At 35.0% G+C, this 22,730-nt stretch carries 26 protein-coding genes and 1 tRNA gene; 13 read left to right on the forward strand and 14 right to left on the reverse strand.

Going from position 1 to position 22,730, the window contains the following annotated elements:
• Positions 1 to 7 precede the first annotated feature (7 nt).
• Together D2K62_RS14595 and D2K62_RS14600 are read right to left on the reverse strand one after the other, a co-directional pair.
• Complete coding sequence (locus D2K62_RS14595; protein WP_112180179.1) at positions 8 to 238, reverse strand: excisionase family DNA-binding protein; 231 nt, start codon at positions 236 to 238, stop codon at positions 8 to 10.
• A gap of 17 nt (positions 239 to 255) precedes the next feature.
• The gene (locus D2K62_RS14600) at positions 256 to 1,143 is read right to left on the reverse strand and encodes an RluA family pseudouridine synthase (RefSeq protein ID WP_117149557.1); all 888 of its coding nucleotides are present in this window, start codon (positions 1,141 to 1,143) and stop codon (positions 256 to 258) included.
• Between the two features lie 270 nt (positions 1,144 to 1,413).
• On the opposite strand from D2K62_RS14600, the gene hxlA reads away from it, so the two are divergent.
• The 3 genes from hxlA to D2K62_RS14615 all read left to right on the forward strand — a co-directional run bounded on the left by hxlA (position 1,414) and on the right by D2K62_RS14615 (position 3,102).
• On the forward strand, positions 1,414 to 2,043 hold the full coding sequence (gene hxlA / locus D2K62_RS14605; protein ID WP_112180177.1) for a 3-hexulose-6-phosphate synthase: 630 nt from the start codon (positions 1,414 to 1,416) through the stop codon (positions 2,041 to 2,043).
• Positions 2,044 to 2,049: 6 nt separating this feature from the next.
• Positions 2,050 to 2,607, forward strand: a complete 558-nt coding sequence (gene hxlB, locus D2K62_RS14610) for a 6-phospho-3-hexuloisomerase (RefSeq protein ID WP_117149552.1) — start codon at positions 2,050 to 2,052, stop codon at positions 2,605 to 2,607.
• A 129-nt stretch (positions 2,608 to 2,736) separates the two neighbouring features.
• Entirely contained in the window at positions 2,737 to 3,102 is a 366-nt protein-coding gene (locus D2K62_RS14615; RefSeq protein WP_112180175.1) for a winged helix-turn-helix transcriptional regulator, read from the forward strand.
• 44 nt (positions 3,103 to 3,146) lie between these two features.
• Here D2K62_RS14615 and D2K62_RS14620 read toward each other — a convergent pair whose 3' ends face one another.
• Entirely contained in the window at positions 3,147 to 3,416 is a 270-nt protein-coding gene (locus D2K62_RS14620; RefSeq protein ID WP_232824302.1) for a His/Gly/Thr/Pro-type tRNA ligase C-terminal domain-containing protein, read from the reverse strand.
• Positions 3,417 to 3,554: 138 nt separating this feature from the next.
• On the opposite strand from D2K62_RS14620, the gene D2K62_RS14625 reads away from it, so the two are divergent.
• The 4 genes from D2K62_RS14625 (at position 3,555) to D2K62_RS14640 (ending at position 8,046) form a co-directional block, all read left to right on the forward strand.
• Positions 3,555 to 4,250 (forward strand): response regulator transcription factor, encoded by a 696-nt coding sequence (locus D2K62_RS14625; protein WP_117149550.1) that lies wholly within the window; start codon positions 3,555 to 3,557, stop codon positions 4,248 to 4,250.
• On the forward strand, positions 4,243 to 5,247 hold the full coding sequence (locus tag D2K62_RS14630) for a sensor histidine kinase (RefSeq protein ID WP_117149549.1): 1,005 nt from the start codon (positions 4,243 to 4,245) through the stop codon (positions 5,245 to 5,247). The genes D2K62_RS14625 and D2K62_RS14630 overlap by 8 nt, the downstream gene beginning before the upstream one ends.
• 101 nt (positions 5,248 to 5,348) lie before the next feature.
• Positions 5,349 to 6,110 carry an ABC transporter ATP-binding protein gene (locus D2K62_RS14635; protein WP_117149548.1) on the forward strand — a complete coding sequence of 254 codons (762 nt, stop codon included), beginning with the start codon at positions 5,349 to 5,351 and terminating at the stop codon, positions 6,108 to 6,110.
• Entirely contained in the window at positions 6,100 to 8,046 is a 1,947-nt protein-coding gene (locus tag D2K62_RS14640) for an ABC transporter permease (protein ID WP_117149547.1), read from the forward strand. Before D2K62_RS14635 ends, D2K62_RS14640 begins: the two co-directional genes overlap by 11 nt.
• 53 nt (positions 8,047 to 8,099) lie before the next feature.
• On the opposite strand, the gene D2K62_RS14645 is transcribed toward D2K62_RS14640, so the two are convergent.
• The 3 genes from D2K62_RS14645 to D2K62_RS14655 all read right to left on the reverse strand — a co-directional run bounded on the left by D2K62_RS14645 (position 8,100) and on the right by D2K62_RS14655 (position 9,610).
• Complete coding sequence (locus tag D2K62_RS14645; RefSeq protein ID WP_112180174.1) at positions 8,100 to 8,651, reverse strand: TVP38/TMEM64 family protein; 552 nt, start codon at positions 8,649 to 8,651, stop codon at positions 8,100 to 8,102.
• Between the two features lie 157 nt (positions 8,652 to 8,808).
• Positions 8,809 to 9,303 (reverse strand): antibiotic biosynthesis monooxygenase family protein, encoded by a 495-nt coding sequence (locus tag D2K62_RS14650; protein WP_112180173.1) that lies wholly within the window; start codon positions 9,301 to 9,303, stop codon positions 8,809 to 8,811.
• Positions 9,304 to 9,538: 235 nt separating this feature from the next.
• Positions 9,539 to 9,610, reverse strand: a tRNA-Val gene (locus D2K62_RS14655).
• 308 nt (positions 9,611 to 9,918) lie between these two features.
• Here D2K62_RS14655 and D2K62_RS14660 point away from each other — a divergent pair.
• Positions 9,919 to 10,509 carry a cell wall hydrolase gene (locus D2K62_RS14660; protein WP_112180172.1) on the forward strand — a complete coding sequence of 197 codons (591 nt, stop codon included), beginning with the start codon at positions 9,919 to 9,921 and terminating at the stop codon, positions 10,507 to 10,509.
• 67 nt (positions 10,510 to 10,576) lie between these two features.
• Here the strand turns inward: D2K62_RS14660 and D2K62_RS14665 are convergent, their stop codons facing one another.
• A complete protein-coding gene (locus D2K62_RS14665) occupies positions 10,577 to 12,322 on the reverse strand; it encodes a methyl-accepting chemotaxis protein (RefSeq protein WP_117149546.1) in 1,746 nt (581 codons plus the stop codon).
• Positions 12,323 to 12,452: 130 nt separating this feature from the next.
• Between D2K62_RS14665 and D2K62_RS14670 the strand changes: the two genes are divergently transcribed.
• Both D2K62_RS14670 and D2K62_RS14675 read left to right on the forward strand, forming a co-directional pair.
• A complete protein-coding gene (locus tag D2K62_RS14670) occupies positions 12,453 to 12,887 on the forward strand; it encodes a GNAT family N-acetyltransferase (RefSeq protein ID WP_112180170.1) in 435 nt (144 codons plus the stop codon).
• Between the two features lie 86 nt (positions 12,888 to 12,973).
• Entirely contained in the window at positions 12,974 to 13,651 is a 678-nt protein-coding gene (locus tag D2K62_RS14675) for a DUF421 domain-containing protein (RefSeq protein WP_112180169.1), read from the forward strand.
• Between the two features lie 19 nt (positions 13,652 to 13,670).
• Here the strand turns inward: D2K62_RS14675 and D2K62_RS14680 are convergent, their stop codons facing one another.
• The 3 genes from D2K62_RS14680 to D2K62_RS14685 form a co-directional block, all read right to left on the reverse strand.
• On the reverse strand, positions 13,671 to 13,955 hold the full coding sequence (locus D2K62_RS14680; RefSeq protein WP_117149545.1) for a hypothetical protein: 285 nt from the start codon (positions 13,953 to 13,955) through the stop codon (positions 13,671 to 13,673).
• Between the two features lie 68 nt (positions 13,956 to 14,023).
• Positions 14,024 to 14,197 (reverse strand): hypothetical protein, encoded by a 174-nt coding sequence (locus D2K62_RS18800; RefSeq protein WP_157967402.1) that lies wholly within the window; start codon positions 14,195 to 14,197, stop codon positions 14,024 to 14,026.
• Positions 14,198 to 14,291: 94 nt separating this feature from the next.
• Positions 14,292 to 14,567: a hypothetical protein gene (locus D2K62_RS14685; protein WP_117149544.1), complete on the reverse strand. Its 276-nt coding sequence runs from the start codon at positions 14,565 to 14,567 to the stop codon at positions 14,292 to 14,294.
• A 221-nt stretch (positions 14,568 to 14,788) separates the two neighbouring features.
• Between D2K62_RS14685 and D2K62_RS14690 the strand changes: the two genes are divergently transcribed.
• Positions 14,789 to 15,244 (forward strand): CotY/CotZ family spore coat protein, encoded by a 456-nt coding sequence (locus D2K62_RS14690; RefSeq protein WP_112180166.1) that lies wholly within the window; start codon positions 14,789 to 14,791, stop codon positions 15,242 to 15,244.
• Between the two features lie 55 nt (positions 15,245 to 15,299).
• On the opposite strand, the gene D2K62_RS14695 is transcribed toward D2K62_RS14690, so the two are convergent.
• The 4 genes from D2K62_RS14695 to mgtE all read right to left on the reverse strand — a co-directional run bounded on the left by D2K62_RS14695 (position 15,300) and on the right by mgtE (position 20,180).
• Positions 15,300 to 15,884 carry a CotO family spore coat protein gene (locus tag D2K62_RS14695; RefSeq protein ID WP_117149543.1) on the reverse strand — a complete coding sequence of 195 codons (585 nt, stop codon included), beginning with the start codon at positions 15,882 to 15,884 and terminating at the stop codon, positions 15,300 to 15,302.
• 130 nt (positions 15,885 to 16,014) lie between these two features.
• Positions 16,015 to 16,794, reverse strand: coding sequence for an enoyl-ACP reductase FabI (gene fabI, locus D2K62_RS14700; RefSeq protein ID WP_117149542.1), 780 nt, complete (start codon positions 16,792 to 16,794; stop codon positions 16,015 to 16,017).
• 143 nt (positions 16,795 to 16,937) lie between these two features.
• A complete protein-coding gene (locus tag D2K62_RS14705) occupies positions 16,938 to 18,782 on the reverse strand; it encodes a monovalent cation:proton antiporter family protein (RefSeq protein ID WP_117149541.1) in 1,845 nt (614 codons plus the stop codon).
• 33 nt (positions 18,783 to 18,815) lie between these two features.
• Positions 18,816 to 20,180, reverse strand: coding sequence for a magnesium transporter (gene mgtE, locus D2K62_RS14710; RefSeq protein WP_117149540.1), 1,365 nt, complete (start codon positions 20,178 to 20,180; stop codon positions 18,816 to 18,818).
• Between the two features lie 219 nt (positions 20,181 to 20,399).
• On the opposite strand from mgtE, the gene D2K62_RS14715 reads away from it, so the two are divergent.
• The gene (locus D2K62_RS14715; RefSeq protein WP_117161652.1) at positions 20,400 to 21,569 is read left to right on the forward strand and encodes an FtsW/RodA/SpoVE family cell cycle protein; all 1,170 of its coding nucleotides are present in this window, start codon (positions 20,400 to 20,402) and stop codon (positions 21,567 to 21,569) included.
• 53 nt (positions 21,570 to 21,622) lie between these two features.
• A complete protein-coding gene (prpE, locus tag D2K62_RS14720) occupies positions 21,623 to 22,363 on the forward strand; it encodes a bis(5'-nucleosyl)-tetraphosphatase PrpE (protein WP_112180160.1) in 741 nt (246 codons plus the stop codon).
• Positions 22,364 to 22,730: the final 367 nt, after the last annotated feature.

Raw genomic sequence — 22,730 nt, forward strand, 5'->3', positions numbered from 1 at the left:
AGTTTTTTTAATCTTCGTCTTTAACATCCACACTTTCTGGAATAGGTTCATCAAATATTTCTTGTACCAACTGTCTATAATTTTCGATTTGTTCAAAATGCGTATTGAATTGCTCATCATTAACCAAATACTTCTCACCATCGTGTAACGCTCGAATTTGTTTTTGATATATAAGTTGTCTCACTTGTGCTTCGTCTACTTCCAAATAATCAGCTGTTTCTTTAATCGTCAAATACACACTTATCACCCTATCTTCTATCTAGATTTATTGAAAAAAGATTTAGGTACATCAGCTTCAAAACGTACATCTTCTCCCGTTATCGGATGTGTAAAAGCCAGCACTTTTGCATGCAAACCAAGTCTGCCAATTTCATTTGTTTTAGCACCATATTTTTTGTCTCCAACTACCGGAAAGCCAATGTCCTCCATATGTGCTCTAATTTGATTTTTTCTACCTGTTTCAAGTTCTACTTGCAGTAATGAAAACTTCGAATTAGTTGCAAGTGTTTTATAATGCGTTACTGCTTTTTGACCGCCATTTGGTTCCTTGTTTGAGTGCATCTTATGCGTTTTACTCTCTTTTAACCATGTAGAAATCGTACCCTCTTCTTTCTTCACTTTACCTTCTACAAGTGCAATATAGGTTCTTTCTTTGACCACATCTTTCCAGTTATCCTGCAATTTATGCTTCACTTCTTCAGTCTTTGCAAATAACATCACACCTGATGTATCTCGATCAAGTCGGTGCACAATAAAAATCCTATTCTTCGGATTTTTCTGACGGACATGTGCTGTAAGCTGTCGATAAGCTGTTAGTTCATTTTCGTTTGGTGCAGAAACGGATAGTAATCCTTCCTTCTTATTAACAACAATCACAGCATCATCTTCATACATAATCGTCAGCCCTATAAGTGCTTGTTTTTCAACAGCCTGTTTTAGTATGGTAACTGTTTGTCCTTGATCAAGCTGTAAGTTAAAGGCTGTTTGAACCTCATCATCTACTAATACTTGACCGCGGGCTAGAACAGCTTTTACATGATTTCTTCCTCGATCGATTACTTGCAAAAGAAATGGCAACAATTCTATTCTTTCCTTTACTGTGTACTGTTGTCCATTCTCTGATTCATTTCTTTTCTTCGCCATCATTTCCCAACTTCCTTATGTACAATATATTCTTCTCATTATACCATTTTTTATAGCTGACGTGACCCCACTGTTTATTTTCAATACAATCCTTATTTTTATCCACTCCGGTTAAAAATATGTCCATGTAATTTTGCTTCCTTTTCAGTTACTTTCTTGGTCCTTCGTATACTTTTTGTGCCTATGTTCTTTTAAAGTGCGTACTTATATTGTCATAAATAACGTACTAAAATGAATCTGTACAAATAAAACAAAGGGAGTCGTTTATAAATGGAACTACAATTAGCATTAGATTTAGTGAATACAGAAGAAGGAATTAAACTTGTAAAAGAAGTCGAAGAATACATTGACATAGTAGAGATTGGTACACCAATAATTATTAATGAAGGTCTTCATGCGGTAAAAGCTATGAAAGAGGCATTTCCATCATTGAAAGTATTGGCTGATCTTAAAGTTATGGATGCTGGTGGATATGAAGTAATGAAAGCTTCTGAAGCAGGTGCAGACATTATTACTATTCTTGGTGCAACAAATGACGCAACTATCACTGGTGCAGTTGAAGAAGCTAAAAAGCACGGCAATAAAATTCTAATTGATATGATGAATGTACCAAACATTGAACAACGCGCAAAAGAAATTGATGCACTTGGAGTTGATTATATTTGCGTACACACAGGTTATGATTTGCAGGCAGCAGGTGAGAACTCATTTGCACAACTTATGACCATCAAAGGCGTGGTTAAAAACGCGAAGACTGCTGTAGCTGGTGGCATTAAACTAGAAACACTACCAGAAGTAATTAAAGCAAACCCAGATCTTATTATTGTTGGTGGCGGCATTACTGGTGTAGATGACAAAGCAGCAGTAGCAAAAGAAATGCAACAACTAATTAAAGGGTAATCCATTATGCAAACGACTGGATACTTTAAGAAAATCATTAAGGAATTAGAGCAGGGAATCGAAGTCATATCAGATGAACAGGTCGAAAATCTAGTTACTGGTATTCTTAATGCGAACAAAGTTTTTGTCGCTGGTGGTGGTCGGTCAGGTTTAGCAGCTAAATCTTTTGCGATGCGAATGATGCACGTTGGACTATACCCTTACGTAGTAGGTGAAACGATCACACCAAACTTCGAAAAAGGTGATATGCTTATTATTAATTCTGGATCTGGAGAAACGAAAAACGTTGTTTCTATTGCTGAAAAGGCTCAAGCAATTGGTGGAGAAATTGTTGCTCTAACAACAAATCTAGATTCTACTATTGCACAACTAGCTGATCTTGCTATACAAATGCCTGGCTCACCTAAAGATCAAACAACAGGTAATTATCAAACCATTCAACCAATGGGTTCGCTATTTGAACAGTCCCTCTTCTTGTTGTTCGATGCCGTTATCCTTCGGTTCATGGAAAGAAAAGGTTTAGATTCTGCTAACATGTATGGTCGCCATGCTAATTTAGAATAGACAATACAAAGAGGCCGTGAAGTTTTCATTAACTTTCACGGCTTTTTTGAGCGAATTACTTTTTTATACTAAGAAAGCCACTTATAATAAGGGAACGATTAAAATTGTTCTAATATGGAGGGATTAATAGTGGCACGGATTGAAAACAAGGTTTTTAACTGTGAGAAGGAATTAACACTTCATATCATAGGTGGTAAATGGAAAATGCTCATTTTGTGGCATTTAGGGAAAACAGGAACAAAACGCTTTGGTGAGTTAAGAAAATTAATACCTGGTATCACTCAAAGAATGTTAACCAATCAATTAAGAGAATTAGAGGAAGATGAAATTATTCATCGTGAAGTCTATCCTGTCGTTCCACCTAAAGTAGAATACTCCTTAACCAAAAATGGTGAAAGTCTCATGCCTATCTTAGATTCGATGTATAATTGGGGAAGAAATTATATCGACACTGTACTAAATGAAGAAATAGAAGTAAAAGAATCCATCAAATAATAAAAAGGTTATAACCACTCATCAAATGGTTATAACCTTTTTAATTAAGATATGCTTTTATCTTTAATCACTTGCTTCATATGATCGATAAATGCATCTAGATTCATTTCTATTGATGTATCTACCCCATATTGTCTAACATTAACTGTTTGATTTTGCTTTTCTTTGTCACCTATAACAAGCACATAGGGGACCTTTTTCATTTGTGCTTCTCTCATTTTATAGCCTAGCTTTTCTTCTCTTAGATCCCATTCTACTCTTAACTCTGTTTGTTTCAATTGATTTATTATTTCTTCTAGATAACTTCCATGCACAATTAGAATCTGGTTTTGCTCATTTCCTTTTCAATTTCAGGAATAAATTAAAAGAAGTCAATCCCTAAAAATTGGTAGCACGCATAATCGTTATGCGATACAATTAGCTAAGAATATCAAAGAAGTGTGGTGGCTATTTTGTTTAAAATTTTGTTAATAGAAGATGATCGAACGTTATGCAAGGAAATTAAAGATAGATTAGCAGCTTGGTCTTATGATGTCTATCATATAACTAATTTTGAGACTATCATGCAAGAATTCTCAGATGTGAATCCTGATTTAGTTATTATCGATATTCAATTACCTAAATTTGACGGATTCCACTGGTGTCGGATGATCAGAACCCATTCAAGTGTGCCGATTATTTTTCTTTCTTCACGTGATCATCCAACTGATATGGTGATGTCGATGCAACTCGGAGCTGATGATTATATCCAAAAACCTTTTCATTTTGACGTACTAATTGCAAAAATACAAGCAATACTTCGGCGTGTTTATAATTATAATACGGAGCACATTGCATTAAAAACATGGGCAGGTGCAACCGTAGATTTTCAAAAAAACTCGATTACTAATTCTCTAGGAATGATTGAACTTAGCAAAAATGAAATTTATATATTGAAACTACTGATTGAGCATAAGAATAAGATAGTAAGTCGAGATCAATTGATCCAGAGCTTATGGAACGACAGTCGTTTTATTAGTGATAATACGCTAACGGTGAATGTAAATCGATTAAGAAAGCGGTTAGATGAATTACAACTGGGTAAATGTATTGAAACCAAAGTAGGACAAGGTTACATTGCTTTGGAAGAGGAAAATCATTATGATTAAACTATATGTAATAGAAAAACGAAGCTGGATTTTTTTCTTTTTATTCTTGCAATTACTTAGTATTTTTATTGCCTTTATCGATACATCTATCCCACTTCGATCAATGATGTATAGTAACTTTCTATCTTTTATTAGTTTTCTTGTTTTTTTAATTAGCCGTTTTCAAAAAGAAACACAATTCTATAAAAGTTTAATAGAACGCGAAAGTAATCTTGATATTACTGGAATGGCTAAGGCTAAAAGTCCTTTTCAAGAAATTGTCGCAGATAGTATGACAACACAAACAGCTGTCATGGAACAAGTAGCTTCTGAGAACTTAATCAGATTAGAACAAGAAAAAGATGAGCTATTAGCATGGATTCATGAAGTTAAAACGCCATTAACTGCAATGCATCTAATGATTGATCGACTTGATAATGATTCCATAAAAGCAAATTTAACCTTTGAATGGCTACGAATTCATCTCTTACTTGATCAGCAATTACATCAAAAACGGATAGCTTTTATTGAGAACGATTTATATATCGAAAAGATAGCATTAGAGGAAATTATTTTTCAAGAAATCAAAACATTGCAATCTTGGTGTATCCAAAAAGGGTTAGGTTTTGACGTAGATCTAAAGATTGCTACATTAGAAAGTGATGCAAAATGGCTTGCGTTTATAGTTAGACAATTATTAACAAACGCTGTTAAGTATAGTCATGATTCCGATATTACAATCAAGAGTTATTCTCAAGTTGGGCAAACCATTTTAGAAGTAAAAGATTGCGGACGTGGCATTGATCCGAAAGATATAGCACGTGTATTTGACAAAGGATTTACATCCACAACGAATCATCGGGATAGTGCAGCAACAGGTATGGGGTTATATTTAACGAAAATTGTTGCGAAAGAATTAAAACTAGCTATTTCTGTTTGTTCAGATCTCGGGAAAGGAACCTCATTTACGTTAACCTTTCCAAAGCAAAATGATTTCATCTCAATCACAAGCATGTGACAGTATTGTCACATGCTTGCTTTTATTGTTCGGCTAATCGAGGGAAAGACAGCTAGAATTGCCTTAAACTAAAGCTAATGTAGAAAAAGGAGTGAATACTAATGTCAATTTTACAAGCAACTAAAATCCATAAAAGTTATGGGAATAAATTCAATAAACAAGATGTATTAAAAGGGTTGGATATCAGCATTGAAACGGCAGAATTCGTCAGCATCATGGGGCCATCTGGATCAGGTAAAACAACGTTACTAAATGTTCTATCCTCGATTGATAAGGTTAGCAACGGTTCAATTAGCGTGGTAGGAAAAGACATAACGCGCATGAAAGAGAAAGAACTTGCTGCTTTCAGAAAAACACATTTAGGATTTATCTTTCAAGAGTACAATTTATTAGATACGCTAACTGTGAAAGAAAACATATTATTACCATTATCGATTAGCAAGACGTCAAAAAAAGAAGCAAATCAAAAGTTTAAAGCAGTTGCAACAGAGCTAGGCCTTTTTGATTTGGAGAAGAGTTACCCAAATCAAATCTCAGGCGGACAAAAACAACGTACTTCTGCTGCACGTGCTTTCATCCATGAACCAAGTATTATTTTTGCAGATGAACCAACTGGCGCACTTGATTCTAAATCCGCTTCTGATCTGTTAAACAAACTAAGCGAGTTAAATCAAAAACGAAAAGCAACGATTGTGATGGTCACACATGATATGACAGCCGCAAGTTTTAGTAGCCGGGTTATTTTCATTAAAGATGGTCAAATGCATACACAATTAACAAAGGGTGAGCAAACTAGACAAGAATTCTATCAAGACATCATGAAGACTCAAGGGGTATTAGGCGGGGTTTCCTATGAGCATTAAACATCTCATCTTTCAAAGTCTTAAAAAGAACATAAAGCATTATTACCTTTATGTTTTTGCACTCATTTTTAGTGTCGGCTTATATTTTGCCTTTGTTACCTTGCAATATGACCCTGCAATGGATGAAACCTCTGGAACTATAAAGGGTGGAGCTGCTATTAAAGCCGCGTCCGTACTTCTCTTTATTATTATTTCAATTTTTCTTCTATACGCTAATAAAATCTTTATCAAACGCCGTAGCAAAGAAATTGGCCTCTTTCAGTTAATTGGGATGACAAAAAATAAAGTGTTTCAAATCCTTGTGACAGAAAATGCGCTTATATACTTTGGTTCATTAATCATCGGTACATTTGTAGGTTTTGCTTTTTCAAAACTAGCGATGATGATTCTGTTCCGAATTACTGCAGTCGATGATATAGCAAGTCTTCATTTCTCTATTGAGGCGTTCGTGCAAACAATCATTGTCTTTAGTGTGATCTTCCTATTTATATTATTGATGAACTATATTTTCATTAAAAGACAAAGTATACTCACGTTATTTAATACACAATCATCAACAGAAAATAAGATAAAAAAAATATCCGTATTGGAAATTGTCATTGGAATTGTTGGCATTACACTAATTCTGTTGGGGTACTATATCTCATCGAAACTATTTGACGGAGATTTTGTTACAATGAATACGTTATTTCTGACTATGATTATTATCCTTGTATCTGTCATTCTAGGAACTTACCTATTTTACAAAGGTTCTGTAACATTTATTTTAAACGCTATTCGAAAAGGGAAAGATGGCTACTTAACAGTTAATCAGGTGCTATCTTTATCATCGTTAATGTTTCGAATGAAATCAAACGCATTGTTATTAACGATAATTACCACTGTATCCGCTCTAGCAATTGGTTTATTATCGTTAAGCTATATCGCCTACTATTCTGCTGAAAAAAATGCAGAAAACAGTGTAGCGGCTGATTTTGCAATAACTGATCAAAATGATGCCAAGGTATTTATGCTTGCATTAGATAAGAACAATATAGCATATAGTGATCGAACAACCGAGGTTTTAGAAGTTAATGTCAACGTAGAGAATATACTTGATACGCAACTTGATGAGGTGAATTCCGATCCGAACATGATCTTACCTGTTGTTAGTGATCAAGATGTCGATGGTATCAATGTATCTTCTGAGGAAACTATTTTTACTGGTTACAGTGCTGTAATGTCTAGCCTAATATCATTTAAAGATTCCGGTGATATCACAATAACTGGACAAAAGGAAACAATTAAGCAAAGCTTTACAGGGTTGCAAGACAAATTCGTCCTATCCAATCACTTTACACATGGTGGTTTGCCAGTTGTAATTGTTGACGAGAGCATATTCTTAAAGTTACAAACTGATATTAATCCAGATATCCAAGACAACTCCTCTATTTATATTGGTATTGATATCCAAGACAAATCAGACGTAACGAAAGCAAATGATATCTTTATGGAAGAGTTTTCTTCCAATGATGATTATCCATATGATTCTCGATACAATATAGCCAATAATCAAAAACAAAATATGGGACTTACTATGTTTATTGTTGGCTTTTTGGGATTAGCTTTTCTGATCACTTCTGGATGTATTCTTTATTTCAAACAAATGGATGAAGGTGAGGAAGAAAAGTCTAACTACACTATTTTAAGAAAGTTAGGTTTTACACAAGGAGATTTGTTAAAAGGAATCCAGCTTAAACAACTATTTAACTTTGGAATACCCTTAGTAGTTGGTTTATCACATAGTTATTTCGCAGTTCAATCCGGATGGTTTTTCTTTGGTACAGAATTATGGACGCCAATGATTATGGTAATAATCGCATATACAGCTTTGTATTCTATTTTTGGATTACTTTCCGTCCTTTATTATAAGAGTATCATTAGTGACGCTCTTTAATACAAAATCAGTAAAAGACTCCAACCCTTAATGGTTTGGAGCCTTTTTCAAATTCAAACTGGCTTGTTATGAGACCTATTCCATCTATCAATACAAACATATAAACCAATTAAGAAAACGATGAATAAAATTGAAACATACCAAGGGAAATCTGTAATTGCTTCGCCAAAGGCAGTATATATAATAGCAGGTAAAATAAGTCCTAAAACAGAATAATACATGTATTCCCTAAAAGTCTTGGTCATCTCCATTAAATAAAACGAAAGTAAGTGAAAATGGATAAATGGCATAAGTCTTAGTACCATAACTTGCGCAACAGACATCGTCCGTTCACGAAATATTTTCTTTTTTAAACGCGTAAGGTTTTTCTTGAATTTCGGGAATCGATTAACTAATTTATAAGAAATGAGACTCATTAAAGAGAGACCAATAAATGATAAAATTGCACCTTCAATAAATCCGAATAACACGCCACCAGCGATACAAATAACAATAACCGGTATGAAAAAAATTGGTCGAAGTACATGTAAAAGAACAAAAAGAACCGGAGCCAACCATCCTGCTCCATCAATAAATATTTCAAGGGATTGATCAAATTGATCCATCATGCCCCTCCTATCATAAAACGTACTAAGAATGAAGAATAACGCATAACGTAGCTGATTGCAATAGGCGTCGTAAACAAAAGGCTACCAAATAAACAAAGTGCCCACAATAAGTGAGCACAGACAATTAAAGAACGTAATTAATAGAAGTAACAGCTTATAATACATTCACTAGATAAGTTTCGACATAAGAGGGTCTAGGGAATATTTGTGGCTTCTGCTTATCTAGCCCTTTTTCAGTTCCACGTTTCTTATGTGCGTGATTATATGCATTTGATTGTTTCCAATTTTGAAAGTCTTCCTCTGTTTCCCATAATGTAAGAATGACATACGTATCAGAATTAAGTGGTCGACAGACTCTAATACCTGCAAATCCTGGCTCATTTTCAATTTTTCGAGCCCGATTTTGAAATCTTTGTTCAAATTCAGCTTTACCATCTTCCGTTACAGGAATATTATTACACACAGCATACGTATTATCCTTAAGATCAAGTTCCGCGTCAAGAACGTGATAAGCCTTATCATTCTCACCTAGTTCTTCAATCAACGTTTCCGTTTCAAGTAAGTAGAGCGATTTATCTCGCGCTTTCATCTCAAAAACATGATCGTCAGCCTCTCGGTTAGATGCATTTGCTAAAAAATATATGTACATAGCGAACTACTCCTTTACCACTATATTTATGATGTAGCAATAGTATACGCCCAAAATAGGAAATACTTAAACATTATGCTTAAACTCCTTATCTATTTTAAAAATTAATTTGCTATGAAACGCGTTTCATAGCTTAAACTATATATGCATCAGTTTAAAAAAGCTGAAATTCCAATTGGCGCAACACATTTAGCATGTGGCGTAACAAAAGAAATTTCAGCTTTTAACATTTTAATGTCCCGTACTGGGATTGAACCAGTGACCCCTTGCCTGTCAAGCAAGTGCTCTCCCGCTGAGCTAACGAGACGTACTATTTTAATAGTCCTCACTACCAATTTATATCATAATACTGTACGTTGGTGTTTGTCAATATCCAACTATTTTGTGCCTGATATATGCTTGACATCATGCTGCAATAATCGTACCTATCCCTTCTAATACACCCATCTTCCTCCAAAAAAACACATATAGTAAACATTTCCTTCTTAACTAGAAACCTAGACCAATTCTACCCTTTCAAGTAAATTAGATTAATAGTAATATTTTGGTTCATGAAAATATATGTTACAACTGGTAGCCTTCTAATAGAGCAATAGATTACAAGGAGGGCTACAAATGAATAAAATAAAAAAGCTAGCAATAACTTTTGGTTTATCATTGGGGCTATTAACAATCCCATCTATAGTTGAAGCATCATCCTATACGGTTAAATCTGGTGATTCGTTATGGAAAATTGCAAATAACTATGGTGTTTCTCTTGCAAGCTTACAACAATCTAATAACAGTATTGGAACTATGATTTACCCAGGTCAATCTATCATAATTCCATCTACTCTTTCTAGTAGTGATCAGGATTTAATGGCAAGAATGGTGCAAGCTGAAGCTAAGGGTGAATCATATGCAGGTAAAGTTGCGGTTGCAACAGTCATTTTAAATCGTGTCGATCATAAAGATTTCCCAAATACAGTAAGTGGTGTTATATATGAACGCTCAGCTGGTGGCTACTACGCGTTTACACCAGTCCAAAATGGTACGATCAATCAAGCTGCAGATGCCGAATCAAAACGTGCAGTCAAAGAAGCACTTGCATATCGAGGACAAGGAAAAGGCTCGATTTATTTTTATAATCCAAGAACAGCAGAAAGTAACTGGATTCTATCTCGAGAAGTAACTATTACAATAGGTAATCATCGCTTCGCAAAATAACTCCACAAACGACGTATAAACAATAAAAACACCTTAATCTGGATAAGCTGGATTAAGGTGTTTTTAATTAGATTGTATATCGTTTTAATAAATCACTTAGTTCCTGATTCAAGTCAGTTAGTTTTTCTGCAGAATTTGCAACATTTGCAATCGCATTAATTTGCTCATCCACAGAAGATGTTATTTCTTCAACAGATGCAGCAGTTTCTTCAGATACACTAGATGCATTCTCAATACCTTCACTAATTTTTTGACTAGTTGATGTTGTCTTATCTATCTCACCATCTAGTACTAGTAATGCAGATCCAATCTCCTTAATGGACATCGATAGTTGATTAAACTTACTTTGTGTTTGTAAAACATCTTCATTTAGTTTTTGTGATGTTTGGGTTATGCTTCCTACTGTTTCAACTGTCTTTTCTGTTTCACTCGTAATAGCTGTTACAACTTCTCGAACCTGATATGTTGCATCCTTCGATTGCTCAGCCAATTTACGAATCTCATCGGCAACTACGGCAAATCCTTTACCATGTTCACCTGCTCTAGCTGCTTCAATACTCGCATTAAGCGCTAAAAGGTTCGTTTCCCCTGCTATACTTTCAATCGTTTCCATAATATGGAATATTTCTTTTGTTTTCTCATACAAGTTCTTAATATCCGTACTTATTTCTTCTGATGAAGTCAATGATTCAGCGTTAGACTGTTGTAATTGACCAACAATTGCTATCCCCTCTGTAGAAACTTCCTCAGCATTTGTTGTAACATTTTTCATTTGCTTACTTTGATCATTCATTGCATAAATTGCTTTCGTTAGAATTTCTACGCGGTAATTAATGTCCTCAAGGTCATTTGCTTGTTCCTGCGTACCTGTCGCAACCTCAGAGACAGCATTACCGATTTCTTCACTACTAGCTGATGTTTCTTCAGACACTGCTGATAAATCATTAGCCGAATCTATTAGATGATCACTCGTATTTTGTACGTTCTCTATTAATTCACGTAACTGCAGTGACATTTTATTAAAAGCCAGTGCTAGCTGTCCAATTTCATCGTTTGATTCAGGTAGATTCGTTACTTGTACGTTGCCATCAGCTATTTGTGTAGATGCTTCTGCCACATCTTTTAACATAGCTACTTTCTTACGTATCGCTACATAAAAAATAAGTGAGCTTATCAGAATAATAGCTACTGTCGCACCCAAAATAACATATCTTAAAACGTCCAACTCTTCATAAAATTCATCTTCGAATACAGCTATACCAACTGTCCAATCCCACGCTTCAAAATATTGAACATAAGCCGTTTTATCTCGAAACGAACCATCTGACTGCTGATCAGAATATGTTACAAAGTGATCTTCTTCATTACCTGCAACTCCACCTGCTACAATACGCGCACGATTACTGCTATTTTGTTCATCAGCAGGAGCACCGCCTATTTTGGATGGATGAATCTGCAATACTAGATCCGCGTCATATGCTAAGACATAGCCATTTTCTTTATAAGTGAAGTGTGAATTTTCATACGCATACTCACCATCTTCAAGTGGACCGTTTAATATAATTCGTGCCTTATCTTTTGCTTCATCTAAAGATAAATCACCAGCTTCCACTTCCTCATTTAGCAATTCTAGTGAAGCGTATGCCCCTTCCACTATACTTTGCAAATCTCTTTTTCCTGCATCTAAAAGCTGACTTTTAGCCATGAAATAACTTGTCCCACCAATAATTCCACCTGTACCTACAATAATAGTAATAATTAATAGCATTAATTTAGTTGCAATACTTGATATTTGAAAGCGTCCCCATTTCATATATTTCCCCCTAAAGAATCTGATTACTTTTATTATCGACATATTTCTACATTTTTTAATAAAAAGCATAAAAAGAAAAGTGATATAATAATGCTATTATAAAATTTTCACAATCGAAGGGGTATATAAAATGAATATCAAAGACGTAACAAATAATAGTGAACAATTAAAAGATGCCTATACGGTAAGGCAGGAAGTCTTTGTAGAAGAGCAAGGGGTTCCAAAAGAATTAGAGCATGATGATTTAGATCAAGCAGCGTATCATTTTGTTGGCTATATAGACGACAAACCTGTCGCTGCCGGTAGGCTTCGGATTATGAATGATTATGGGAAATTTGAACGAATCTGTGTCTTGAAGTCATTTAGAGGGAAAGCGTTAGGAAAAGACTTAATGCGAGCAATGGAATCTACATTAGTTAATAAATCCATTTATACAGCGAAATTAAATGCACAAACACATGCAGAACGTTTTTATCAGGCCCTAGGTTACCGTACCGTTTCAGATATTTTTCTCGACGCTAACATGCCACACGTCACAATGGAAAAAGAATTAGTCTTAACATAGGTTGCGGAAATATATTCCTAGTATAAAAATTGCTCCCCTTGTCCATCATGTAGATAGTATGCAGGTTGTATGGGGGGAGGATATTCATGCAAGATATTGGCTCTATTTTCATTGAAACACTTTTTGGTTTTTTATGCTTATTTATTATTACAAAAGTATTAGGGAAATCGCAAATCAGACAATTAACTGCTTTTGATTTTATTTCAGCACTTGTTCTTGGCGAATTAGTCGGAAATGCTTTGTTTGATGATGAGGTAGGTATAACGCAGATTGCCTTTGCCGTATTTTTATGGGGTTTTTTGCTTTATACAACAGAATTAGCAACACAAAAATTCAAACGTACACGCTCATTGTTAGAGGGTAGACCTTCTCTTATCATTCATAGTGGCAAATTACAACGTGAAGTAATGGCCAAAGCAAAGCTTGATATGAATCAGTTACTTCATCTACTTCGTTCTAAAGATGTTTTCTCTATTCGCGATGTAGAATATGCGATATTGGAAACAGATGGAACTGTTTCCGTACTAAAATCATCACACGCTCAAACGCCTACTCGTTTAGACTTAAATTTAAATCCAGAAGACGTTAGATTGTCGATCTCTTTAATTAATGATGGTGAAATAATAAAAGATAATTTGAGAGAAATAAATCAAGATCAAGCATGGTTGGAAAATGAATTAAAACTGCAAAATGTATCATCCTATAAAGATGTTTTTTATGCAGAATACATAAGAGGAGAAGTTCTATTCGTGCAAACGATGTGAGCTTCTCCTCTTATCCTGATTAGATCATTTTATTAATATTCTGACCAATACCAGTCATCTCAGCATAAATCTCATCTGCTGGTCCTGGCATCGTATAGTGAGGGATTGCGACAGATTGGTTTCTCTTAGCAGTCTCACTCCATTCTGACATATCCGAATCATTATTGTCTGGTGCTTTTTGATAGTCCATATCTAACTGTGCTGGATATATTTTTTCAATAGGATATGGATCCCTTTCAGGTTGGGTCACCCGATTATGATAGTTTTGATATTGGTTTGTGTCTACTGGAAGTACATAACCCATAAGTCATTCCTCCCTTTCTATATATATCCTATACCCTCTTTTCAGAATTTTATGCACATACTTTTCTTCTATTCCAATAATTTTTCCCACCGCAACATCTCATTTTCTAATTGATTCATTTGGCTTTCTATATCGACAATAATTGGTTGAGCTTTTTTCTCAGGATAGCGAAAGTATTTTTCGTTTTTCTCTATGTGCTTTCCAATAATCCCAATATGTTGAATCAATCGCTGTATTTGCATTAAAATCTCCCGCCTATCTTATAAGTTTGATTAGTAACACATTATAAAAAAGTTAAAAACAAAGGGATAACAAGTTAATGCTACCCCTGAAAAATTACAACCATGAAAATGGACGTCTCTCTTCTCTTTTTTCTGTTTCAAGTATTTCTTCTTTGTCTTCTTTTACTTCCTCATCATGTACTTCCTCTACATGATCTGCTTGCACAGCTTCCTCTTCTCTTCTTTTTCCAAAGAAAGCATCAAATGGACGTGGACGTTCTTCCGGACGGTGTTGTTGATGTGATGGCTCGAAATATACATTATCTGCTTTAATTACTAAGTCCTTAACATGAATAATTTTTTTCGATTCAGGCTTTTTTTCTTCTGACATTCTTTTATTCACTCCTTATGTGTAAAACTTAATCGATACTAGTCTATGTAACAAATGCTGATTTGGAAGTGACAAGCGCCCGGTTTTGTCCGAATATCTATAATAAATAAAAAGAATTAAGATATTTTTTTTCATGAAGATGTTTGCCCACACAACAGGTAACAGATTACATAGGTTATAAGTGACGAACAAGTCAACAAAAAACGGAAGGGGATATTATTATGACATGTGGAAAAAAGTTTGATTCAGGTAATTGTGTAGCAGATATTCTTCGGGAAATTGCAGATGCACAATCAGATTTATTAAGCGATTGTACAACAAGCTGTGAACAATCAATTGCTGATTTATTGGGGGATACTTCACCATCAGCCAACAATCTAGACACAGTACCATTTATTTTGTATTGCAAAGGAGACTGCAAACCTTTTAAAGGATTTGGTGTTCCAGTTGAGGACTTAAAAGATGTATTTGGTAGCTTTTATTTCCGAGTGAAAGAAGTTGCTGAAGACAACTGTGCCGTTATAGAATTGCTTCGCGATGTTAACGATCAACACGACGACCCATGTTCTCCAGTTGAACAAAAAACAGGTGACTTAGAAGTAACTGGCGTTTGTATCACAGTAGATTTAGATTGTTTCTGTCACATCACTTGTCTACCTGCAATTAGCGCACTATAATATTTTAAAAAGAAGGGCTGGCACATCAACGTGCAGCCCTTCTTTTTTGTTAAATCTAAAATCCTAATAATCGAATCGATTCAATTTCTTCCATGTCTACTTGATGAAACTTTGGACGTTTAAATGTTTCAATTTGAACGATATTATCATCAAATGCTGTAATAATGCCTCTATATCTAGCCGTTTTTGCTATAATTTCACACTTCATCTTTGGTATATGGGCGGGTTTTGTTGCTAAATAATCCACTTGCTCCTCTATTGTCATTTCAGAAAATGGTTTTTTCGTAGGAATATTCTTCGATTGAGGCTCCACCTCCTCTTCTTTATCTGAAGCCTCAACTTCTTGAACTAATTCTTCGTCTTTTTCCTCTTCATTTAATTCACGTTTTTCTTCTTCATCTTTCTCTTTTTCTAAATCTTCCGGAGGCGTTTCTAATTCCGTTATAAATTTTGTTTTCTTTTTTGACTTTCTTGTACGTGCTTGTGCTTCAGTTGGAACTGAGGCCTGTGAAACAGGCGCTTCCTTTTCCACTTTAGGTGTGAAATAATCCGTCTGCATGGAAGCTGGAACTGCCTTAAAATCCGGTTGTTGAATATAAAGGACTGGACGTGTAGCATATCTCTTCTTTTTTCTACTCAAATGGGTTTCCTCCTTTGCCTACGTTACTATATGAAACGCTTTTTAGAGTTGTGCCCATCGCTTCAAAATACTTAACTTTTTTTGTGTAAAAAAAACGAGCACAGTTTGTAACTGCGCTCGCTTGTCGTCATTATGATAATCCTAAGATATTAAATCCAGAATCAACGTGTATAATCTCACCTGTAACACCACGCGATAAATCACTTAGTAGGTAATATGCCGTATCGCCTACCTCTTCCTGCGTAACAGTACGACGTAAAGGTGCTTTTTCTTCAATGTCTTTTAAAACCGAGTTAAAATCTCCAACACCTTTCGCAGATAACGTGCGAATTGGACCAGCTGAAATTGCATTTACACGAACGCCTTGTTGACCTAAATCATTTGCTAAATACTTCATCGTAGCATCCAAACTCGCCTTTGCGACACCCATCACGTTATAGTTTTGTACAACTCGTTCTCCGCCAAGATAGGTTAATGTTACGATACCGCCACCCTCTGTCATTAATGGCTGGGCAGCCCGTGATACTGCTAGGAATGAATAAGCACTAATATTATGTGCCAGTAAATAGCCATCACGACTTGTATTTACAAATTGACCTTTAAGATCTTCTTTTTGCGCGAATGCAATACAATGTGCTAAACCATGAATCGTGCCTACATCTTCTTTAATATGATCGAATGCTGTTTGAACCGCTTCATCACTTGTAACATCACATTCGTAAAAAAGTGCCTCTTGTCCTTCCAAAGTTGCAACTAAATCTTTAACTGGTTTTTCAAAACGCTCGCTAGCATAGGTGAAAATAAGACGTGCACCAGCAGCATGTAAGGAACGAGCAATCCCCCAAGCAATACTTCGTTTATTCGCTACGCCCATAACTACATATGTACGGCCTTTTAGTGAAAAATTCATTTTGTAATCCTCCTATATAGATATTATAAGTTGTTATTAGTACCTACTACTATTTTAGCTTAGATTCACTTGAAACTCAATTTATAATTTTATTAATAAAAACAGCCTGCAATTAACTGCAGACTGTTTCAACTTCGATTCAATTAACCAAACTCTAATATACTTTGTAATTCTTCTACATACTCAGATGAACCTGTAACTACAAGATGATCCCCTAAACGTAATCTCGTATCACCATGTGGAACAATTGAATCATCATCCCTAAATATACGAACCATAATTACATCACCTGTAAACGGAAACTCTCGCAGCATAATCCCATCATAGATCGAATTATTCATATTAATCTCATATAGTGCACTTTCTTGATTTGTTAATATATCAACTACATTTGGTGACTCAATCATTGCTTTTAACAAGGTCTTGGTGGAAAGCAGAACAGAAAATACTTCCACATTATTTTCTTTCAGATATTTATCCGTGCTTGTCATCTCTGCTCTGGCAATAACACGTCCGACACCTTTTTTCTTAGCATAACAAGCGATTTCTGCATTCTTAAGTTCATCACCTGTTGAAACGACTACTATATCTACATCAAAAACACCCAATTGTTCCATGTTATCAATTTCATAGTCTTTTAGTTCTTTTATATCAAAAACAGACCTTGTAATTTTCTCATCAATTTTCTCTAATCTTGTGTGATAGAGATGCGCTTTGAATAGATTTTGATCCAATTCTCTTACAACAGGCAATGTAGCTTGATTAGATCCAACAAAGGAAATGACTTGTTTTGGGATTTCTTCCTCTTGATGAACATACATTTTCTTGAAAATTGGTGGTGTAATTAAGCAAGTTAGTACCGCAACTAAAATTAACGCACCTTCCATTTGGCTGTCAATTACGCCCATTCGTTCACCTATTGCTGCTGCTGCAATTACAAGTGACAATGTTGTCGTTAGTATCATTCCAGCACCAACAACAGTACGTGTATCATACCATTTTCTTAATATAATAGCAGGCAACAATTTCGAAAGTAGCAAAGCTATAAATAACAACGGGATCAATACTAATACTTTCGGATCTTCAAATAATGACCAAAGGTTAATTTCAACACCAACCATCACAAAGAAAATTGGAATTAGAAATCCATATCCAAAGCTATCTAACTTTTGGACAAGGTCTTGATTTGGTGCTAACAAGGAAACTAAAGCACCAGCTAAAAAGGCACCAAGAATATTTTCTGCTCCAACCGATTCCGATACTGCTACTAGAAAAATAATTAACGTAAAAACAGCACGTGTGCCAATGTGAATTGTTCCTTTTGACATTGTTTCGACAAAGGTTTGATTGCGAAAATGTTTTCCAACAAAGTAAAGCAAAATACCAACACCAAACAAAATCAGTAGTAACCACATATTTCCTGATCCTTCTCCGTAAAAGGAAACAAACACGGCAAGTAGAATCATTGTTACTAAATCTGCAATAACGGCAATCAATAAAATCGTTTGACCTATTGGCGTTTTCATTGCTTGTGACTCTTTTAAAGTCGGCACAACTACACCTAATGAAATAGTTGAAATAATTAACGTCATTAGGAATACATTATCAATGAAGCCAGCAAGTACAAATAAATAAGAAAGTACTAATGATAATAGTAGAATACCTACAAACACAATCGTTGCAATTACAACTGGATTCGGCATGTTCGATGCTTTATTTTCTTTCTTTCTCTTTCTAGAAAAAAGACTAAAATCTATTTCTAAACCACTAAGAAACATTAGAAAAATGAAACCTAGTGTAGACAATGTTTCTAACCAATTACTTTCATCAACTAAATTAAATCCACTCTGACCAATAATAAGTCCAATAATAATTTCAGCGACTACAACTGGAATCATATTTAACCGCAGTCGGTGCATGAGTATTGGCGTTAAAAAAGCGGCTAAAATAACGATTAAAAGTGAGCTAACAGACTCAGCATGCTCCATTTTAAATGCCCTCCCTTGTATTTCTTCTCTCTTTTATAATAATAAGTTCATAAACGCAGTTGCTAATCCAAAATATATTAACACAGAAATAATATCATTTATTGTGGTAATAAATGGCCCAGAGGCAACAGCTGGATCAATATTTAATTTATCCATAAGCAATGGGACTAACGCACCAGCAATCGTTGCAACAAATAAAGTAGCTGTTATCGATATACCAACAAGAAGACCTAGGAAAAACATACCTTGCCAAATATACACGATACCAGTAATTAAAATACCACAACTTAGTCCTGTAATCATACCCGTTGTAGCTTCACGTACCAAGATATTCCACTTTCCTTGTTTTTCTATATCACCAGTAGCAATACCACGAACTGCTACAGCCAATGCTTGTGTTCCAGAATTACCGGCCATTCCTGCAATTAGCGGGATAAAAACGGCTAGAATAGCAACTTGATCTAATGTTGCTTCAAAGCGTCCGATAATACTTGCTGTAAATAAACCAAGGAAAAGCAAAATGATTAGCCATGGTAGACGTTTCTTTGCAGATACAAATGCATTGTCATCTGGACCGTCCATATCTGACACACCAGCTAATTTAGAATAGTCATCATTTGCTTCCTCTTCCATAACATCCATGATATCATCGACAGTGATAATCCCCAACAAATGATTTTGGAAATCTACAACTGGTAAAGCTAGAAAGTCATAGTCTCGCATCATATGTGCGATATCTTCTTGATTTTCACCAACAGAAACGGCTACTAAACGCTCACTCATCACATCAGAAATTAACCAATCACCTTCTGCAATAATCAGATCACGTAAAGAAATAACACCAACTAACACTTGTTCATGATTAATCACATAAATATAATAAATAGTTTCCGCTTCTGGAGCCTTTTTTCTCAAGTGGCGCATTGCCTCTTTAACGGTTTGATCCGTATTTACAACAACAAACTCGGTAGTCATAATACTTCCGGCTGTTTTCTCTTGATAATGCAGTAAAGCTTTTATCTCATCTGACGCTTGCTTCTCCATAATTGTTAAAAAGCTCGCGACTTTATTTTTATCCATCTCATTTAAAATATCTACCGCGTCATCCGTAGCCATATTTGCTAGTACTTGAGCAGCAAATGATGGAAGCATCTCAGTGATAAACTCTTCCACTAGATCATCATCCACTTGTTCCATCACATCCGCTATTTCTCCTGGCGATAGATATGTGTAGATAAGGAAACGTATTTCTTCTATTTGTTCTTCAAATATTTTCGCTTGATCATATGGATGAATTTCTAAAAATTCAGCACGAAATTGATCAATTTGTTCATTTACAAGTGTGTCCTGCACTTTCTCCCACAGTTGTATACGTTCTTGTTTATCTAAATGTTCCATAAACGGTCGCCTCCTTATCGCCTAGACCGTATTATCGTAATCGCCACATGCTTTTTTGTCAATTAAATTACCCTATCAATTTTACATGAAAGTCTCTTTACAATCTTTTTATCAACAACTTGAAAACTTTGCTTAAAAAAAGTAACAAAGTAAGGTAAACTAATAACTAGTATGTAAAATAAAATTCCAAAAAGATATATATAGAAAGAAAGGTATATTATGCAATCAAAAACAAGAACAGCAAATATAGATTATGTGTTAATTTCGATTATTATTTTATTAGCGATTATCAGTATTTTTTCTTTATATACGATACAACCATACCTAAATGATACCTACTATATTAAACAAATGGTTTGGTATATTGTCGGAGCCATAGTAATAGGTGTCATTATGTTAATTGACTATGACCGTCTGAGACAAGTATCTTGGATTCTTTATGGATTCGGTATGATTATGTTAATACTGCTTCACTTTCACTTACCACCTGGAATTGCCAAGGAAGCTGGTGGGGCTTGGGGTTGGTTTGAATTCCCTGTACTTGGGACATTACAGCCAGCAGAGTTTATGAAGGTCTTCTTAATTATTGCACTAGCCCATCTAATTATCATGCACAATGATAAGTTTAAAGAACATATGAATAAAAGTGATTCTTGGTTATTAGTCAAAGTCTTGATAGTCGCTCTACCTCCGATGGGACTAATTGCGCTACAACCGGATTTAGGTGGATTTTTAGTATTAGGAGCTATAGTATTTTGTATGGTACTTGTCTCAGGTATACGTTGGAGAGTAATATTCTCGCTAATGATCGTAGCTCTGATTACTATAGCTGCATTAATATTTATTTACATTACATTCCCAGAACCTGTAGATGATTTAATTTCGGATACTCCATTTGAACACGTAGAAAGCCGTTTTACTGGTTGGTTAGATACTGAGGTTAATGGACAAAGTGGTGGGTATCAGTTAATCCGTGCAATGCTTGCAATAGGATCTGGTCAATTAAGCGGGAAAGGAATTGGGGAATTTGAAGTTTCCAATATTCCAGAAAGGCACACTGACATGATTTTCACTTCTATTGCCGAACAATTTGGCTTTATCGGTTCAAGTATTTTAATTACCTTGCTTTTCTTATTAGTATACAGACTAATTCATATTGCTTTGCAAAGTAATGATCCATTTGGAAGTTATCTCATTACAGGGTTTATTGGTATGTTTACCTATCAAATTTTCCAAAATATTGGTATGACAATTAAACTACTTCCTATTACTGGTCTTCCACTACCATTTATTAGTTATGGTGGAAGTTCTACCTTAACCTATTTAATTGCAATAGGTATTGTTTTAAATATCCATTATAGAACAAAAGTATTTATGTTTGATTCCTAAACTGTTGGTTTATACTACTTAAACCAAGTATTCGCAGAATAGGAGGCTACTAGATGAAATTTGATGTAATTGGAGATGTTCACGGTTGCTATGATGAACTACACGCGTTATTTACAGACTTAGGTTATGAAAGGAAAAATGGTATACCTTATCATCCTGACAAGCGAACACCTGTATTTTTAGGGGATATTACGGATCGAGGCCCAAAATCAATTAAAACAATTGACTTTGTCAATCGTATTGTAATGGAAGAAAAAGTTGGCCGCTATGTACCAGGAAATCATTGCAATAAATTATATCGTTATTTCCTAGGCAATAATGTACAAATTTCGCATGGATTAGAAACAACTGTTGCTGAATTCCAAGCACTATCAAAGGATCGACAAGCTCAAGTAAAAAAACAATTTGTCGAACTTTATGAACAGGCTGATTTATATGAATCAATACCAGAAGTTAATGCAATTGTTGCCCATGCCGGCATCAGAGAAGATCTAATTGGTCGCAAGGATAAAGAAACTGCGGTCTTTGTTTTATATGGTGATATAACTGGTAAGAGTCATGATGATGGAAGACCTGAAAGAAGAGATTGGGCTCAAGATTACCATAGTGATCGTTGGATTGTTTATGGCCATACGCCTGTCAAAGAAGCACGAAGAATCAATCAAACAATAAATATCGATACAGGTTGCGTGTTCGGTAATAAATTAACTGCTTTTCGTTTACCAGAAGAAACATTAACAGCAGTACCATCACAACAACCCTACATCGAAGAAAAATTTAAATATTTCGAATGAAAAATAAAAACAAAACCTGTACTATATTGTTTCTACACGACGCAGTAGAGAGAAACTTCGACTTAGTGAGACTTCCTTATCCGCTACGTCAGCAAATGGATTCCCTTTCCGTGGGCACAACCCATAGCCGTCAAGCTAAGGATAAAATATAGAAAAACAAAACAGTGTCCAAACAACTTTTTACTAAATATTGAATTATTTTACAACAAGGTAAATAAGAAGCGTTTCCTGCTTTATTGTGGAAATTTTATACAGTTGTTCTATGCTGCTTTAACGGTTCTTTCATACGCAAGATTTAGAATATCAAAAGGACTCTTATGCTTATAGCGATGATCTTTCCTTCCATGCCTGTAGACATTTTGATAGA

Source organism: Paraliobacillus sp. X-1268 (assembly GCF_003426095.1).
Classification (GTDB): Bacteria; Bacillota; Bacilli; order Bacillales; family Amphibacillaceae; genus Paraliobacillus_A; species Paraliobacillus_A zengyii.

Excerpts from the sequence above, each read along its gene's own strand:
- D2K62_RS14600 (WP_117149557.1), bottom strand. The coding sequence starts at position 1,143 with ATGGCGAAGAAAAGAAATGAATCAGAGAATGGACAACAGTACACAGTA.
- hxlA (WP_112180177.1), top strand. The coding sequence starts at position 1,414 with ATGGAACTACAATTAGCATTAGATTTAGTGAATACAGAAGAAGGAATT.
- hxlB (WP_117149552.1), top strand. The coding sequence starts at position 2,050 with ATGCAAACGACTGGATACTTTAAGAAAATCATTAAGGAATTAGAGCAG.
- D2K62_RS14630 (WP_117149549.1), top strand. The coding sequence starts at position 4,243 with ATGATTAAACTATATGTAATAGAAAAACGAAGCTGGATTTTTTTCTTT.
- D2K62_RS14635 (WP_117149548.1), top strand. The coding sequence starts at position 5,349 with ATGTCAATTTTACAAGCAACTAAAATCCATAAAAGTTATGGGAATAAA.
- D2K62_RS14640 (WP_117149547.1), top strand. The coding sequence starts at position 6,100 with ATGAGCATTAAACATCTCATCTTTCAAAGTCTTAAAAAGAACATAAAG.
- D2K62_RS14645 (WP_112180174.1), bottom strand. The coding sequence starts at position 8,651 with ATGGATCAATTTGATCAATCCCTTGAAATATTTATTGATGGAGCAGGA.
- D2K62_RS14650 (WP_112180173.1), bottom strand. The coding sequence starts at position 9,303 with ATGTACATATATTTTTTAGCAAATGCATCTAACCGAGAGGCTGACGAT.
- D2K62_RS14660 (WP_112180172.1), top strand. The coding sequence starts at position 9,919 with ATGAATAAAATAAAAAAGCTAGCAATAACTTTTGGTTTATCATTGGGG.
- D2K62_RS14665 (WP_117149546.1), bottom strand. The coding sequence starts at position 12,322 with ATGAAATGGGGACGCTTTCAAATATCAAGTATTGCAACTAAATTAATG.
- D2K62_RS14670 (WP_112180170.1), top strand. The coding sequence starts at position 12,453 with ATGAATATCAAAGACGTAACAAATAATAGTGAACAATTAAAAGATGCC.
- D2K62_RS14675 (WP_112180169.1), top strand. The coding sequence starts at position 12,974 with ATGCAAGATATTGGCTCTATTTTCATTGAAACACTTTTTGGTTTTTTA.
- D2K62_RS14680 (WP_117149545.1), bottom strand. The coding sequence starts at position 13,955 with ATGGGTTATGTACTTCCAGTAGACACAAACCAATATCAAAACTATCAT.
- D2K62_RS18800 (WP_157967402.1), bottom strand. The coding sequence starts at position 14,197 with ATGCAAATACAGCGATTGATTCAACATATTGGGATTATTGGAAAGCAC.
- D2K62_RS14685 (WP_117149544.1), bottom strand. The coding sequence starts at position 14,567 with ATGTCAGAAGAAAAAAAGCCTGAATCGAAAAAAATTATTCATGTTAAG.
- D2K62_RS14690 (WP_112180166.1), top strand. The coding sequence starts at position 14,789 with ATGACATGTGGAAAAAAGTTTGATTCAGGTAATTGTGTAGCAGATATT.
- fabI (WP_117149542.1), bottom strand. The coding sequence starts at position 16,794 with ATGAATTTTTCACTAAAAGGCCGTACATATGTAGTTATGGGCGTAGCG.
- D2K62_RS14705 (WP_117149541.1), bottom strand. The coding sequence starts at position 18,782 with ATGGAGCATGCTGAGTCTGTTAGCTCACTTTTAATCGTTATTTTAGCC.
- mgtE (WP_117149540.1), bottom strand. The coding sequence starts at position 20,180 with ATGGAACATTTAGATAAACAAGAACGTATACAACTGTGGGAGAAAGTG.
- D2K62_RS14715 (WP_117161652.1), top strand. The coding sequence starts at position 20,400 with ATGCAATCAAAAACAAGAACAGCAAATATAGATTATGTGTTAATTTCG.
- prpE (WP_112180160.1), top strand. The coding sequence starts at position 21,623 with ATGAAATTTGATGTAATTGGAGATGTTCACGGTTGCTATGATGAACTA.